Origin of the sequence: Rhizobacter terrae (genome assembly GCF_003852895.1) — a bacterium.
Lineage (GTDB): Bacteria > Pseudomonadota > Gammaproteobacteria > Burkholderiales > Burkholderiaceae_C > Albitalea > Albitalea terrae.
Genome location: NZ_QUSW01000006.1, coordinates 329,828 through 345,515, shown reverse-complemented (window position 1 = coordinate 345,515; position 15,688 = coordinate 329,828). Strand labels below are relative to the sequence as shown.

Here is a 15,688-nt window from a genome sequence, read left to right as displayed (position 1 = left end):
TCAGGAGATGTGGCAGTGAACAAGAAGTTGTTGCGCCAGGCCGCGGTGGCCATGGCGCTGGGCAGTGTGCTGGCGGCGTCCATGCCCGCGCATTCCGCGGGCCTGCTCGAGGGGCTGTTCGGCAACAGCGGCGACCTGGGGCCGTCCACCCAGCGCTCGTGGAAGCTCGCGCAGTTCACGACCGTGAAGCTGGTGGAGGACAAGGAGTCGTCCACCGCCAACAACCGGCATCCGGCCCAGGTGGACGCGTCCACGCTGAAGAGCCAGCTGGCCGGCATCCAGGTGAGCACGCGCGACGGCATGGAGCCGTTGTTTGCCGATGACGAGCTGACCGAACTCGTGCCCGTGCTCAGCCGCGCGCTCTCGCTGGCCAAGCCGGTGGACGACGTGCTGCTGGTGACCAATGCCCGCCGAGGCAGCGCCATGTCCGCTCCGAAGGCGGTCACGGCACGGCTTTTCGTCACGGCTGACGGGCTGAACGTGGTGGTTCGCGACACGCGGTTTTCGTTCATGGGCGACTACATCAACACGCGCATTGAGCCGAAGTTCGAATACGGTTCGCGCGTGCAGGCCGGGCCGGCCTCGCTGAAGGTGTCCACCGGTGCGAGCAAGCGCGGCGACTGGGTGGTGGTGCCGGTGGTGACGGTGTCGACTGCTTCGGCAAGCACTGTGGCCACCCCGGCCCAACCTGCGCGTGCGGCCACTGCGGCGACAGTGTCGACGCCGTCTCAGCCAGCGCAGCCGGCGGTGCCTGCCACTCCGGGGTCACCTGCGGCGATTGGCGATGAAATCGAGCAGCGCCTGATCACGCTCAAGCGGCTGCGCGACAAGAACCTCATCACCGAGGAGGAATATCAGCAGAAACGCCGCGAGGTGCTGCAGAAGTTGTAGCGCCTGCACCGGTGGCATCGGGCCAGCGGAAACAACAAAGACCGGCACGGGCCGGTCTTTGTTCTTCTGGGGGCGGTGAATCCGGTTTACTCGGCAATGTCCGCGCCGCCAGCCATCGCGTGGCTGAAGCCGCCGTCCACGTAGGTGATCTCGCTGGTCACGCCCGCGGACAGGTCCGACAGCAGGAAGGCCGCCACGTTGCCCACATCCTCGATGGTCACGTTGCGTCGCAGCGGCGAGTTGTTCGCCACCACGTCCAGGATCTTCCCGAAGCCCTTGATGCCCGACGCCGCCAGCGTCTTGATCGGCCCGGCCGAGATGCCGTTCACACGGATGCCCTTGGGGCCCAGGCTGCCTGCCAGGTAGCGCACGCTGGCCTCCAGCGAGGCCTTGGCCAGGCCCATGGTGTTGTAGGCCGGCACGTTGCGGATGGCACCCAGGTAGCTCAGCGTCAGCAGCGACGAACCCTGGCGCAGGCGCGGTGCGGCGAACTTGGCCATGGCCGGGAAGCTGTAGCTGGAGATGTCATGCGCGATGCGGAAGGCCTCGCGCGACAGGCCGTCGAGGAAGTCGCCTGCGATGGCCTCGCGCGGCGCGAAGCCGATGGCGTGCACGAAGCCGTCGAATTCCGGCCAGACCTCGCCCAGTTGGGCAAAGGTGCGCTCGATCTGCGCATCATCGGCCACGTCCATTTCGTAGGTGAGCTTGGAGCCGAATTCGGCGGCGAACTCGGCGATGCGGTCCTTGAAGCGCTCGCCCTGGTAGGTGAAGGCCAGCTCGGCCCCTTCGCGGTGGCAGGCCCGGGCGATGCCGTACGCAATGGAGCGGTTGTTCAGCACGCCGGTGATGAGGAAGCGCTTGCCGGCCAGAAATCCCATGGTGTCTCCAAACGAAAATAGGTGTCAGCCTCGAATTCTGGCACGCAGCCACCATCTGTTCGGCGTATCCCGGTGCGCTGCCGATTCCGGCGGCCCGAAGGATTCTCCCGGCATGCCCCGTGCTGGTGTGAAGCATGCCCCGGTAGCGGGCTTGACAGGCCAAAGTGTTGCCTGTACCTGCCGGCCGCGCTACAATTGCGGTTTCCCGAGAAAGCTGCATGGGCGGATTCTTTTCCAGCCCATTTTTTTTGCTTGGTCGTTTCTTTTTCGCTTCAAGACACCGTCGATACGCATCAATGAATTGGCAAGCCGCCATCGAACGAACCGTCACCGGCCTGGGTTATGACCTGGTCGACGTCGAGCGCAGCGCTCGTGGGTTGCTTCGTGTGTTCATCGACCGCCTGCCCAATGATCCCACCGGTGAATTCATCACCGTCGACGACTGCGAAAAGGTGACCCGCCAGCTTCAGCACGTGCTCGAAGTCGAGGGCGGCTCCTACGAGCGCCTCGAAGTCTCGTCTCCCGGCCTGGATCGTCCCCTCAAGAAGGCGGCCGACTACGCCCGCTTCGCGGGCGAGCAGATCGAGCTCACGCTCAAGATGCCGTTCCAGGGTCGCAAGAAGTATTCCGGTGTGCTGCAGGCACAGGATGGCGAGGGCGCCACGGGCTGGCGCATCGTCTTCAACGACGGCAAGACCGACCAGGCACTCGATTTCTCGCTGGAAGAGGTCCGTGAAGCCCGGCTCGTGCCGGTGATCGATTTCAAGGGGCGCCGCTTCCAGGCAGCCCCGGTGGCGCCCGGCGACGAGCCGCAGGCCGATGAAGAGGTTGGAGGTCAAGAACAATGAACCGCGAACTGTTGATGCTGGTCGACGCGATCTCTCGCGAAAAGAGCGTGGATCGGGAAGTCGTCTTCGGCGCCGTCGAAGCTGCTCTCGCTTCGGCATCCAAGAAGCTGCATGGCGGCGAAGTCGACATGCGCGTGTCCGTGGACCGCGAGACCGGCGACTACGAGACCTTCCGCCGCTGGCACGTGGTGCCCAACGAAGCCGGCCTGCAACTGCCTGACGCCGAAATCCTGCACTTCGAAGCACAAGAGCAGATCGCCGACATCGAGGTCGACGACTACATCGAGGAGCCGGTCGAGTCCGTCTCCATCGGCCGCATCGGCGCGCAAGCCGCCAAGCAGGTCATCCTGCAGAAGATCCGTGATGCCGAGCGCGAGCAGCTCCTCAACGACTTCCTCTCGCGTGGCGAGAAGATCTTCGTGGGCACGGTCAAGCGCCTGGACAAGGGCGACATCATCGTCGAGTCCGGCCGCGTGGAAGGCCGCCTGCGCCGCAGCGAGATGATCCCCAAGGAAAACCTGCGCTCGGGCGACCGCGTGCGGGCCTTCATCGCCGAGGTGGACCCCACCTTGCGCGGCCCGCAGATCCTGCTGTCGCGCAGCGCCCCGGGCTTCATGATCGAGCTGTTCTCGCAGGAAGTGCCAGAGATCGAGCAGGGCCTGCTGGAGATCAAGAGCTGCGCCCGCGACGCCGGCAGCCGCGCCAAGATCGCCGTGCTCTCGCACGACAAGCGCGTGGACCCGATCGGCACCTGCGTGGGCGTGCGCGGTTCGCGTGTGAACGCCGTGACCAATGAGCTCGCCGGCGAACGCGTGGACATCGTGCTGTGGTCGGAAGACCCTGCGCAGTTCGTCATCGGCGCGCTGGCTCCGGCCAACGTGCAGTCCATCGTGGTCGACGAAGAGCGCCACGCCATGGACGTGGTGGTCGACGAGGAAAACCTCGCCATCGCCATCGGCCGCGGCGGCCAGAACGTGCGCCTCGCATCGGAACTCACCGGCTGGCGCATCAACATCATGACCGCCGAGGAATCGTCGGCCAAGCAGGCGCAAGAGAGCGACTCCGTGCGCAAGCTCTTCGTCGAGAAGCTCGACGTGGACGCCGAAGTGGCCGACATCCTCATCGCCGAAGGCTTCTCCAGCCTGGAAGAAGTGGCCTACGTGCCCATGCAGGAAATGCTGGAGATCGAAGGCTTCGACGAGGACACCGTCAACGAGCTGCGCACCCGTGCCAAGGACGCGCTGCTGACGATGGAAATCGCCCGCGAGGAAAAGGTCGAGGACGTCTCGCAGGACCTGCGCGACCTGCAAGGCCTGACGCCCGAGCTGATCGAGAAGCTCTCCGACAGCGGCATCCATACGCGTGACGACCTCGCCGACCTCGCCGTCGACGAACTGACTGACATGACCGGTGTCGACGAGGCACAGGCCAAGGCCCTGATCATGAAGGCGCGTGAACACTGGTTCAACGCTTGAATCAACCAGACACGCACCACTTGACCAGCAAGCCGCACCGCAAGACCCAAGCAAGGATTCAACAATGGCTGTGACTACCGTCGCCCAACTCGCCGCAGAGCTCAACCGCTCGGCCACGGCACTGCTCGAGCAGTTGCAGTCGGCTGGCGTCAGCAAGGCGTCGACGGATGACGCACTGACTGAAGCGGACAAGGAGCGCCTGCTCGATCACCTGCGTTCTGCCCACGGCACCGCCGGCGGCGAGCGCAAGAAGATCACGCTCACCCGCAAGTCGACCAGCGAGATCAAGCAGGCCGATGCGAGCGGCAAGGCGCGCACCATCCAGGTCGAGGTGCGCAAGAAGCGCACCTTCGTCAAGCGCGATGACGCTGCGGGCGATGCACCGGCCGTTGCCGTGGCTGACGACGCCGAGCTGCAGCGCCGCGAGCTGGAAGCGCAAGCCCAGGCCGAACTCCTGCGCCGCCAGGAAGAGGAACTCGAGGAAAAGCGCCGCCAGCGTGAAGAGCAGGCGCGCCTGGAGCGTGAGGCTGCCGAGGCCCGCCAGCGCGAGGCCGCGGAAGCGGCTGCCAAGGCTGCCGCCGAGGCTGCGGCCGCTGCCGCCAAGGCCGCCGCCGAAGCTGCGGCGCAGGCTGCCGCCAAGACCACGGCTCCGGCTCCCGCCGCCAAGGCCGCGGCCTCTGCACCCGCAGTGGCTGCCCCGGTGGCCGCGCCCGTGGCGCCTGCCGAACCGCCCAAGCCGGCCTTGCGCGTGATCAAGGCCGCCGACGTCGTCGACGAAGAGAAGCAGCGTGCTGCCGACCTCGCCAAGCGCCGCAAGGCCGCCGAGGAAGAAGCCGCGGCCATCCGCGCGATGATGAACGCGCCCAAGAAGGTGCTCACCGCCAAGAAGCCGGAAGAGGCGCCCAAGGCGGCCGAGGCCGGCAAGGAAGGCATCAAGGGCACCATCCACAAGGCGGCCACCACGACCGCTGCTGCACCGGCTGCGCCGGGTGCCGCTGGGGCTGCCAAGCCGGGCGACAAGAAGTCCGTCAAGTCCGAGAAGCTCTCGTCGAGCTGGGCTGACGATGCCGCCAAGAAGCGTGGCGCCGTCAAGGGTCGCACTGAACCCGCCGCGGGCGGTGCCCGTGCCGGCTGGCGCGCCCCGCGCGGCGGACGCCGCGGCGGCGATCGCGATGGCGGCACGTCCACCTTCGTGGCGCCGGTCGAGCAGCAGGTGCAGGAAGTGCACGTGCCCGAGACCATCAGCGTGGCCGATCTCGCCCACAAGATGTCGGTGAAGGCCTCCGAGGTCATCAAGCAACTGATGAAGCTGGGCCAGATGGTCACCATCAACCAGCAGCTGGACCAGGAAACGGCCATGATCCTCGTCGAGGAAATGGGCCACAAGGCGTTCGCTGCCAAGCTGGACGACCCGGAAGCCTTCCTCACCGAAGGCGAGACCGAAGCCGCGCACGAGCTGCTGCCGCGCGCGCCGGTGGTCACCGTCATGGGCCACGTCGACCACGGCAAGACCTCGCTGCTGGACTACATCCGCCGTGCCCGCGTGGCCGCGGGTGAGGCCGGTGGCATCACGCAGCACATCGGCGCTTACCACGTCGACACGCCGCGCGGCATGATCACCTTCCTGGACACCCCGGGTCACGCGGCCTTCACGGCCATGCGTGCGCGCGGTGCCAAGGCGACCGACATCGTCATCCTGGTGGTAGCGGCCGACGACGGCGTGATGCCGCAGACGAAGGAAGCCATCCACCACGCGAAGGCGGCGGGTGTGCCCATCGTGGTCGCGATGAACAAGATCGACAAGCCGGACGCCAACGTCGAGCGCGTGAAGAGCGAGCTCGTGGCCGAGGAAGTCGTGCCGGAAGACTTCGGCGGCGATTCGCCCTTCGTGCCCGTGTCGGCCAAGACCGGCCAGGGCATCGACGACCTGCTGGAGCAGGTGCTGCTGCAGGCCGAAGTGCTGGAACTCAAGGCCGCCATCGAGGCGCCCGCCAAGGGCCTGGTCATCGAAGCGCAGCTGGACAAGGGCCGCGGCCCGGTGGCCACGGTGCTGGTGCAGTCGGGCACGCTCAAGCGCGGCGACGTCGTGCTGGCGGGTTCGAGCTACGGCCGCGTGCGTGCCATGCTGGACGAAGACGGCAAGAGCGCGACCGAAGCCGGTCCGTCGCTGCCGGTGGAAATCCAGGGCCTCACCGAGGTGCCGCAGGCCGGCGACGAGTTCATGGTGCTGGCCGACGAGCGCCGCGCCCGCGAAATCGCCACCTTCCGCCAGGGCAAGTACCGTGACGTGAAGCTGGCCAAGCAGCAGGCCGCCAAGCTGGAGAACATGTTCGAGAACATGGGCCAGGGCGACATGCAGACGCTGGCGCTCATCATCAAGGCCGACGTGCAGGGTTCGCAGGAAGCGCTGGCGCAGTCGCTGCAAAAGCTCAGCACCGACGAAGTCAAGGTGCAGATCGTGCACGCGGCGGTCGGCGGCATCAGCGAAAGCGACATCAATCTCGCCATCGCATCCAAGGCGATCATCATCGGCTTCAACACGCGTGCCGATGCCGGCGCGCGCAAGCTGGCCGAGAACAATGGCGTGGACATCCGCTACTACAACATCATCTACGACGCCGTGGATGAGGTGAAGGCAGCGATGACCGGCATGCTGGCCCCCGAGCAGCGCGAGGAAGTCATCGGCACGGCGGAGATCCGCACGGTGTTCGTGGCCTCCAAGATCGGCACGGTGGCGGGCTCCATGGTCACCTCGGGCCTGGTGCGCCGTGGCGCGCGCTTCCGCCTGCTGCGCGACAACGTGGTGGTCTACACCGGAGAGATCGAGTCGGTTCGCCGCTTGAAGGACGACGTGCGCGAAGTCAAGGAAGGCTTCGAGTGCGGTATCAAGCTGAAGAACTACAACGACATCTCCGAGGGCGACCAGCTGGAATTCTTCGAGGTGAAGGAAGTGGCACGCACGCTGTAAGGCGGCAGCGGGCCTCGTCCCCAAACCCCGCCTGAATCAAAGCAGGCGGGGTTTGTCGTTGATGGGGAACGAAAGATGAAACACAAGCGATCCATACCCAACCGCAGCTTCCGAGTGGCGGACCAGATCCAGCGCGACGTGGCCGAGCTCATCCGCGAGCTCAAGGACCCGCGCGTGGGCATGGTCACGGTCAACCACGTGGACGTGACGCCCGACTATGCGCATGCGAAGGTGTACTTCTCGCTGCTGGTGGGCGACCCCACCGAGTGTGAAGAGGCACTGAACGAGGCGGCGGGCTTCATCCGCAACAGCCTGTTCAAGCGGCTGCAGATCCACACCGTGCCCACGCTGCATTTCCTGTTCGACCGCACGACCGAGCGCGCAGCCGAGCTGAACTTGCTGATCAACCAGGCCAACGCCACAAGGGCGAAAGAAGACTGACACGTAGGGTGGGTCAAGCGAAGCGGACCCACGCGGCGATTTTCCAATGCAAAGCCAACGCCCCCGCATCCCCAAGCGCGCCGTTCACGGCGTGCTGCTGCTCGACAAGCCCCTGGGCCTGTCGAGCAACGATGCATTGCAAAAGGCCAAGCGGCTGTTCCGTGCCGAGAAGGCCGGCCACACCGGCACGTTGGACCCGCTGGCCACCGGCCTGCTGCCGCTGTGCTTCGGTGCCGCCACCAAGTTCAGCCAGATCAGCCTGGACGCCGACAAGCGCTACACCGCGACGCTGAAGCTGGGCGTCACGACAACCACCGGCGATGCCGAAGGCGAGCCCCTCAAGGCGCGGACCGTCAACGTGAACGCCGAAGACGTCGCCGCCGCCTGCGCGAAGTTCATCGGCCCGATCGACCAGGTCCCGCCCATGCACTCGGCGCTCAAGCGCGATGGCAAGGCGCTGTACGAATACGCCCGTGCCGGCATCGAGGTCGAGCGCGAAGCGCGCCGCATCACCATCCACGAGATCCAGCTGATGGGCGGCCTGCACGACCAATGGATGATCGACGTGCGCTGCAGCAAGGGCACCTACATCCGCACCCTGGCCGAGGACATCGGCGAGGCGCTGGGTTGCGGCGCGCACCTGACGGCGCTGCGCCGCACCGGCAGCGGCCCGCTCACGCTCGACGGCACCGTCACGCTGGAACAACTGGCTGACATGACCGAGCCACAACGCGATGGCATGCTGCGTGACGCCGACAGCCTGCTCGCCGACTGGCCCTGCGTGCGGCTGAACGACGAGGATGCCGGCCGCTTCCTGAGCGGCGTGCGCCGCCGCCTGGACATGGCCGACGCGCCCAACGTGCGCGTGTACGGCCCGCAGCCCAAGGCCTTCCTCGGCAGTGCCCACGTCACCGCGGGCGAACTCATTTCAAACAGGCTCTTGAGCCCGGTGGAGGTGCAAGGCCTCCTGCAAGCGCAAGAGAGAGCAACGACATGACCCGACAAATCCGCAACATCGCCATCATCGCCCACGTGGACCATGGCAAGACCACGCTGGTGGACCAGCTGCTGCGCCAAAGCGGCACCTTCCGTTCCAACGAGAAGGTGGCCGAGCGCGTGATGGACAGCAACGACCTGGAAAAGGAACGCGGCATCACCATCCTGGCCAAGAACTGCGCGGTGGAGTGGAAGGGCACGCACGTCAACATCGTCGACACCCCGGGACACGCGGACTTCGGCGGCGAAGTGGAGCGCGTGCTGTCGATGGTGGACAGCGTGCTGCTGCTGGTCGATGCCGTGGAAGGCCCGATGCCGCAGACGCGCTTCGTGACCAAGAAGGCACTGGCCCTGGGCCTCAAGCCCATCGTGGTGGTCAACAAGGTGGACCGCCCCGGCTCGCGCACCGACTACGTCATCAACGCGACCTTCGACCTCTTCGACAAGCTTGGCGCCACCGAAGAACAGCTCGACTTCCCCGTCATCTACGCCTCCGGCCTGAACGGCTGGGCGACACTGGAAAAGGGCGGCACCGGCACCGACCTCGCGCCGCTGTTCGACGCCATCCTGCAGCACGTGCCGGCGCACGAGGGCAACCCCACCGACCCGCTGCAGCTGCAGATCTGCTCGCTCGACTACTCCACCTACGTGGGCCGCATCGGCATCGGCCGTGTCAACCAGGGCACGCTCAAGCCCATGCAGAACGTGGCCGTCTACAGCGGCCCGGACAGCGCGCCCATCAATGCCCGCGTGAACCAGGTGCTGAAGTTCGAAGGCCTGGAGCGCCAGCAGGCGACCGAAGCCGGCCCCGGCGACATCGTGCTCATCAACGGCATCGAGCAGATCGGCATCGGCGTGACGCTCACCGACATCGAGAACCCGGTGCCGCTGCCCATGCTGAAGGTGGACGAGCCCACCCTCACCATGAACTTCTGCGTGAACAACTCGCCGCTGGCCGGCCGCGAAGGCAAGTTCGTGACGAGTCGCCAAATCTGGGACCGCCTGCAGCGCGAACTGCAGAGCAACGTGGCGCTGAAGGTCAAGGAGACCGACGAAGACGGCATCTTCGAGGTCTCCGGCCGTGGCGAACTGCACCTGACCATCCTGCTGGAAAACATGCGCCGTGAAGGCTACGAACTGGCCGTGTCCAAGCCGCGCGTGGTGTTCAAGGACATCGACGGCGAGCGCTGCGAGCCCATCGAGATGGTGACGGCCGACGTGGAAGACCAGCACCAGGGCGCCGTGATGCAGGCCCTGGGCGAGCGCAAGGGCGAACTCGTGAACATGGAGCCGGACGGCATGGGTCGCGTCCGCCTGGAATACCGCATTCCGGCGCGCGGCCTCATCGGCTTCCAGAACGAGTTCCTGAACCTGACGCGCGGCACGGGCCTCATCAGCAACATCTTCGACAGCTATGAGCCCTACCGCGGCGAGATCGAAGGCCGCAAGAACGGCGTGCTCATCAGCCAGGACGACGGCGAGGCCGTGACCTACGCGCTGGGCAAGCTGGACGACCGCGGCCGCATGTTCGTGAAGGCGGGCGACCCCTTGTATGAAGGCATGGTGATCGGCATCCACAGCCGCGACAACGACCTGGTGGTGAACCCGGTGCGTGCCAAGCAGCTCACCAACTTCCGCGTGTCGGGCAAGGAAGACGCGATCAAGATCACGCCGCCGATCATCCTCACGCTGGAGTACGCGGTGGAGTTCATCGCGGACGATGAATTGGTGGAGATCACGCCGAAGTCGATCCGCATCCGCAAGCGCCACCTGAAGGAGCATGAGCGCAAGCGCGCCAGCCGCGAAGGGGCTTGATCGACTGGTGCGAGCGCGCCAGGCAAAAAACAAAAGAGGGTGCCGCGGCACCCTCTTTTGCATTTACTCGTTCACATCATTGGGCGGGCTCAGAGTTCTGCGGTGCTTGGTGCGGCGGGTTGTCGCATCATGCACACGAAGAACTCCTCATCCGGCTTGTCATCCGCTACCGTCAACTTGCACGTTGCCGCGTCGCTCCAGAGCTTGGCGATGACCGACAACGTTTCCATGCGGCACAACTTGTAAGGGGTGATCGGCGCTTCCTCCGGTTCGGGTTCCTCTCCGCAGAGGCGATCAGCCTCTTCACTGGCGTGGCGCAGGACGTGAGGCAACTGCTCTTCCAGGGGTGTTACGGCCATTTCACCCCGGATCCGGTGCACGGTCTGGATTCGGACCAGGTCTTGCACAAGCTCCTGCTTGGTCGGGTGGTGCCCGCAAGCAGCCAGGGCCATCGACATGACGCCCGCTGTCATCCATCGCATCTTCATCGTTTTCACGTCTTTCTCCTTTTCTTGTTTTTGAAAATCCCACATGCGGCGCGGACCGCCCGACTTGTCTTCCGTGATGGAAGGCGGTGGCGGGTACCGCGTGGGACCTGGGAAGGGCGCAGCCGTGGACACATTGGCACCACGGCCGGCAGAAGACGTGGGGCGGAGTCTGGGAAGACACGGCGCCGTTGTCCAAGTGAAAGTCGAGCACGGGACCATCCATTTCCCGTGCGTGGCCGCCTCAAGGCACCGTGATTCTTTCGCCCGGAACGACACGATTTAGACGATCCCTCCAGAGCCCTGTCACCCCCGCGAAAGCAAATCCAAAGCATCGCTGGCACACTCCAGAGGTCCAACCTTCCGCCTGCGCATGCATCCGCTGTCCCATCGCCAAGCCGTCCTCGGCATGCTCGTTGTCACCTTGTTGTGGAGCACGGCGGGCATCGTGTCGCGGCACCTCGATTCGGCGCAGGCCTTCGAAGTCACCTTCTGGCGCAGCTTCTTCCTCGCGCTGGCGCTGGCTGGCTACTTCATCGCGCTGCATGGCCGCGACTCGCCCCAGCTGCTGAAGCAAGGCGGCAAGGCCCTGTGGATCTCGGGCCTCATGTGGAGCGTGATGTTCACCTGCTTCATGGTGGCGCTCACACTGACCACCGTGGCCAACGTGCTCATCACCATGAGCATCGCGCCGCTGCTCACGGCCTTGCTCGCCCGCTTCATGCTGGGCCACCCGGTCGCCTTGCGCACCTGGGCCGCGATCTTCGTGGCGGGCGCCGGCATCGCGTGGATGTACGGCAGCAGCATCAGCGGGGAGGGCACGCACCTGCTGGGCACGCTGGTGGCCCTGGGCGTGCCCATCGCCGGCGCCATCAACTGGAACACGCTGCAGCGTGCCGGCAAGTCGGTGGACCTGGTGCCCGCCTTGCTGATCGGCGCGGTCATCTCCAGCGCGACGGCGCTGCCGCTCGCGTTTCCTTTCCAGGCCACGCAGCACGACGTGCTGCTGCTGGCCCTCCTCGGTGTGTTCCAGCTCGCCGTGCCCTGCACGATGGCCGTGCGGCTCACGCGCTCGCTGGCGGCGCCCGAGATTTCGTTGCTGGCGCTGCTGGAGATCATCTTCGGCATCGCCTGGGCCTGGCTGGGCGCCAATGAACGGCCGGCACCGGAAGTGCTGACTGGCGGCGCGCTGGTGTTGACGACCCTGGCGCTGAACGAAGCGTGGGGCATGAGGAATCGAGGAGTGCGATGAGCGCGGAACAATCCATGGTGGTGGCCGAGAAGCACCGCAACGTCGGCGTGATCACGCTGAACCGGCCGCAGGCGCTGAACGCCTTGTCGCTGGGCATGATCCGCGACATCACCGCTGCGCTGCTGGCCTGGCGCGACGACGACGAGGTGGTGGCCGTCGTGCTGCGCGGCGCGACGCAGGAAGGTAAGGGCGTGGCCTTTTGCGCGGGCGGCGACATCCGCTTCTTCCACCAGGCCGCGCTCGCGGGCGATCCGCGGCTGGAGGACTTCTTCACCGAGGAATACACCCTCAACCACCTCATCCACAGCTACCCCAAGCCGACGGTGGCGCTGATGGACGGCATCGTGATGGGCGGCGGCATGGGCCTGTCGCAGGGCGCGGCGATCCGCGTCGTCACCGAGCGCTCTAAGCTCGCCATGCCCGAGACCAACATCGGCCTGTTCCCGGATGTCGGCGGCGGCTACTTCCTGTCGCGATGCGAAGGCCGCACCGGCGAATACCTGGCGCTGACCGGGCAGGTGGCGGGTGCCGGTGATGCCATCGCGCTGCGCCTGGCTGACTTCTTCGTGCCCTCGTCGCAGCTCGGCGCCTTGCTGGAAGCGCTGGCCGACCAGCCCATGGAAAGCGGCGCCCTGGTCCGCGCCAGCGTCGTCACGCACACGCAGCCCAAGCCGGCGCCACAGTGGTCGGCGCACCGCGCGGCCATCGACGCCCACTTCGCGCACGACGGCATCGCCGCGATCTTCGCCTCGCTGGAGGCCGACCCCAGCGAATGGGCCGCCGCCACGCTGGCCACGCTGCGCAAGCGCTCGCCGCTGATGATGGCGGTGACGCTGGAGCAGATCCGCCGTGCGCGCGGCATGGAGCTGGCCGACGACCTGCGCATGGAGCGCGACATGGTGCGCCACAGCTTCCACCTGCGGCCGGGCGCTGCCAGCGAGACGGTGGAGGGCATCCGTGCCCTGGCGGTGGACAAGGACCATTCGCCCCAGTGGAACCCGCTGCGGGTCGAGGACGTGAAGCGCGAGGACGTGCTGGCATTCTTCGCCAGCCCGTGGCCGGCGCATGCGCATCCCCTTCGCGAGTTGGCCTGACGCGCCGTCGATGTCCGACGGACAGTCCCGGGTTTCACCGGGGCCGTCCGCGAACGCCTGCGCCCTAGCATCCGCCAACCACCCCAAGGGACAAGACCAATGAAGCAACTCTCCGGGCTCGACGCCAGCTTCCTGTACATGGAGACGCCGCAGATGCCCATGCACGTGGGCGCGCTTCATGTGTTCGAGCTGCCGGCGAGCTACAAGGGCAATTTCGCGGCGGACTTGCGCAAACACATGGCCACGCGGCTGCCGCTGGCCAAGGCCCTTCGCCGCAAGCTGGCGTGGATGCCCTTCAACCTCGCCAACCCGGTGTGGATTGACTGCGAGGTGGACCTGGACGATCACATCGAGGCCATCAAGCTGCCCAAGGGCAGCGGCATGGATGAGCTGCATGCCAAGGTGGGCGAGTTCCACCCCGTGCTGCTGGACCGCGAGAAGCCGCTGTGGAAGTTTCGCGTCTTCGAAGGCCTCGCCCCGGGGCCGAACAAGGAGAAGCGCTTCGGCCTGTACACGCAGTTGCACCACGCCGCCGTGGACGGCCAGGCCGCCGTGGCGCTGGCGTCTGCCATCCTGGACGTGAGCCCCGAGCCGCGCGACATCGAGCCGCGCAGCAAGCCCAAGAAGCTGCAGATCGGCATGGCCGAGATGATCAGCGGCGTGTTCGCCAACCAGCTCCAGCAGTACGCCAACATCGTGAAGGGCCTGCCGACCACGGTGGGCGCCCTGGGCACCGTGGCCAAGCAGGGTGCCACCGGCGTGACCGGTGCGGCCGTGGCCAAGGTGCGCGGCAAGGCCACGCCGGCCGAAGACTCGGTGAGCCTGGGCCTCGCCCCGCGCACCAAGCTCAACGCCTCGGTGACCGACACCCGCGCCTTCGCTTCGGTGAGCCTGCCCATGGCCGAGCTGAAGGCGCTGCGCCGCGCCCACGACGCCACGCTCAACGACGTGGTGCTGATGCTGTGCAGCGGGGCGATGCGCCGCTACTTCCTCGCCCATGGCCCGTTGCCGCGCAAGTCGATGGTGGCGGCCGTGCCGGTGTCCACCCGCGCGGCGGGCGACACCAGCTCCAACAACCAGGCCTCGATGACGGTGGTGAACCTGGGCACGCACATCGCCGACCCGATGAAGCGGCTGCTCTACGTCAAGGCCGCCACCGCCGCGATGAAGCAGACGCTGGGCAGCGTGAAGAGCCTCATGCCCATCGACTTCCCATCGCTGGGCGTGCCCTGGGTGATGAGCGCGCTCACCGCGGTCTACGGCCGCGCCAAGGTGGCCGACCGCATCCCGCCCATCGCCAACGTGGCCATCTCCAACGTGCCCGGCCCGGCCTTCCCGCTGTACATGGCCGGCGGCAAGATGCTGGTGAACTACCCGACCTCCATCGTCGTGCACGGCGTGGCGCTGAACATCACCGTGCAGAGCTATAACGAGAACCTGGACTTCGGCATCATCGCCTGTGGCAAGGCCATGCCGGACGTGGCCGAACTGGCGCAGGCCCTGCACGAGGAGTTCGCGACCCTGAAGGCCTTGCCGCACACCGCACAGCCGGTCGCGGCGGGAGCGCCGGTTGCTTCGGCAAAAAAGGCCGCCAAGACCAAGGCGGCCAAGGCGACGCCCGCGAAGAAGGCCGGCCCTGCCGCATCGCGGAAGAAGCCTGTCCCTCACGCGACAAGGTCACCTAGGGCAAGCGCTCCATCGAAAACGCTGTCACGTCGCTAACATCGGTCCAACGCAGCACCCCTCCCAACGAATGTCGATCCAAGGCCAGCGCAGCAACGTCAACGAAAAGCTCAAGGCGCCCAATGCGCTGCTGTTGATGATGGAGGGGAGGGCGCCCTGGGAGTACGCCGCGATGCTCGCGGCCACGCCGTGGCTGCGCCGGCTGCCCAAGGGCGATGGACACCCGATCGTCGTGTTCCCAGGCCTGGGCGCTGCGGACTTCACCACCATCCCGCTGCGCAACTTCCTCGAAAGCCAGGGCTACGTCGCGTACCCGTGGCAACAGGGCTTCAACTTCGGCCCGCGCGACGGCGTGGTCGACGGCGTGCTCAACAAGGTGCGCGCGGTCTACGAGAAGCACCAGCGCCCGGTGAGCCTCATCGGCTGGAGCCTGGGCGGCATCTACGCCCGCGAGGCGGCCAAGGAACTGGCAGAGATGACGCGCTGCGTCATCACGCTGGGCTCGCCCTTCACCGGCCACCCCAAGGCCAGCAACGCCTGGCGCTTCTACGAATTCGTGAGCGGCCATTCCACCGACGACCTCGAAGTCTTCGAGCAGGTGCGCCAGCCGCCGCCGGTGCCCACCACCTCCATCTACTCGAAGACCGACGGCATCGTCGCCTGGCAGTGCAGCGTGAACGAACACGGGCCGCTCACCGAGAACATCGGCGTGCATGCGAGCCACGTGGGCATGGGCATGAACCCGGTGGCGATGTACGCCATCGCCGACCGGCTCGCCCAAGACCCGAAGGACTGGAAGCCCTTCGACGCCTCCGGCGTCAAGAGCCTTTTCTACCGCACGGGGCCGGTGAACGCCTGAGGC

The 15,688-nt window shown here is 66.4% G+C and carries 13 protein-coding genes; 11 read left to right on the top strand and 2 right to left on the bottom strand.

The window, feature by feature from the left end:
- The first annotated feature begins 15 nt into the window (after nt 1–15).
- The gene (locus tag DZC73_RS30055) at nt 16–891 is read left to right on the top strand and encodes an SHOCT domain-containing protein (RefSeq protein WP_198414918.1); all 876 of its coding nucleotides are present in this window, start codon (nt 16–18) and stop codon (nt 889–891) included.
- A gap of 86 nt (nt 892–977) precedes the next feature.
- Here DZC73_RS30055 and fabI read toward each other — a convergent pair whose 3' ends face one another.
- The gene (fabI, locus tag DZC73_RS21605) at nt 978–1,769 is read right to left on the bottom strand and encodes an enoyl-ACP reductase FabI (protein WP_124542450.1); all 792 of its coding nucleotides are present in this window, start codon (nt 1,767–1,769) and stop codon (nt 978–980) included.
- A 296-nt stretch (nt 1,770–2,065) separates the two neighbouring features.
- On the opposite strand from fabI, the gene rimP reads away from it, so the two are divergent.
- From rimP to typA, 6 genes are all read left to right on the top strand, one after another.
- Nucleotides 2,066–2,617 carry a ribosome maturation factor RimP gene (gene rimP, locus DZC73_RS21600; RefSeq protein WP_124542449.1) on the top strand — a complete coding sequence of 184 codons (552 nt, stop codon included), beginning with the start codon at nt 2,066–2,068 and terminating at the stop codon, nt 2,615–2,617.
- Nucleotides 2,614–4,092: a transcription termination factor NusA gene (gene nusA / locus DZC73_RS21595; RefSeq protein WP_124542448.1), complete on the top strand. Its 1,479-nt coding sequence runs from the start codon at nt 2,614–2,616 to the stop codon at nt 4,090–4,092. Before rimP ends, nusA begins: the two co-directional genes overlap by 4 nt.
- Nucleotides 4,093–4,156: 64 nt before the next feature.
- Nucleotides 4,157–7,060 (top strand): translation initiation factor IF-2, encoded by a 2,904-nt coding sequence (infB, locus tag DZC73_RS21590; protein ID WP_124542447.1) that lies wholly within the window; start codon nt 4,157–4,159, stop codon nt 7,058–7,060.
- A gap of 75 nt (nt 7,061–7,135) precedes the next feature.
- Complete coding sequence (gene rbfA / locus DZC73_RS21585; RefSeq protein ID WP_124542446.1) at nt 7,136–7,501, top strand: 30S ribosome-binding factor RbfA; 366 nt, start codon at nt 7,136–7,138, stop codon at nt 7,499–7,501.
- Between the two features lie 46 nt (nt 7,502–7,547).
- Nucleotides 7,548–8,498 carry a tRNA pseudouridine(55) synthase TruB gene (gene truB, locus DZC73_RS21580; protein ID WP_124542445.1) on the top strand — a complete coding sequence of 317 codons (951 nt, stop codon included), beginning with the start codon at nt 7,548–7,550 and terminating at the stop codon, nt 8,496–8,498.
- The gene (typA, locus tag DZC73_RS21575) at nt 8,495–10,312 is read left to right on the top strand and encodes a translational GTPase TypA (protein WP_124542444.1); all 1,818 of its coding nucleotides are present in this window, start codon (nt 8,495–8,497) and stop codon (nt 10,310–10,312) included. Before truB ends, typA begins: the two co-directional genes overlap by 4 nt.
- An 89-nt stretch (nt 10,313–10,401) precedes the next feature.
- On the opposite strand, the gene DZC73_RS21570 is transcribed toward typA, so the two are convergent.
- The gene (locus tag DZC73_RS21570; RefSeq protein ID WP_124542443.1) at nt 10,402–10,809 is read right to left on the bottom strand and encodes a hypothetical protein; all 408 of its coding nucleotides are present in this window, start codon (nt 10,807–10,809) and stop codon (nt 10,402–10,404) included.
- A 361-nt stretch (nt 10,810–11,170) separates the two neighbouring features.
- On the opposite strand from DZC73_RS21570, the gene DZC73_RS21565 reads away from it, so the two are divergent.
- The 4 genes from DZC73_RS21565 to DZC73_RS21550 all read left to right on the top strand — a co-directional run bounded on the left by DZC73_RS21565 (nt 11,171) and on the right by DZC73_RS21550 (nt 15,685).
- The gene (locus DZC73_RS21565; RefSeq protein ID WP_124542442.1) at nt 11,171–12,049 is read left to right on the top strand and encodes a DMT family transporter; all 879 of its coding nucleotides are present in this window, start codon (nt 11,171–11,173) and stop codon (nt 12,047–12,049) included.
- The gene (locus tag DZC73_RS21560) at nt 12,046–13,143 is read left to right on the top strand and encodes an enoyl-CoA hydratase/isomerase family protein (RefSeq protein ID WP_124542441.1); all 1,098 of its coding nucleotides are present in this window, start codon (nt 12,046–12,048) and stop codon (nt 13,141–13,143) included. The genes DZC73_RS21565 and DZC73_RS21560 overlap by 4 nt, the downstream gene beginning before the upstream one ends.
- A 99-nt stretch (nt 13,144–13,242) precedes the next feature.
- Nucleotides 13,243–14,865, top strand: coding sequence for a WS/DGAT/MGAT family O-acyltransferase (locus DZC73_RS21555; protein WP_124542440.1), 1,623 nt, complete (start codon nt 13,243–13,245; stop codon nt 14,863–14,865).
- A 31-nt stretch (nt 14,866–14,896) separates the two neighbouring features.
- On the top strand, nt 14,897–15,685 hold the full coding sequence (locus DZC73_RS21550) for an esterase/lipase family protein (protein WP_124542439.1): 789 nt from the start codon (nt 14,897–14,899) through the stop codon (nt 15,683–15,685).
- Nucleotides 15,686–15,688 lie beyond the last annotated feature (3 nt).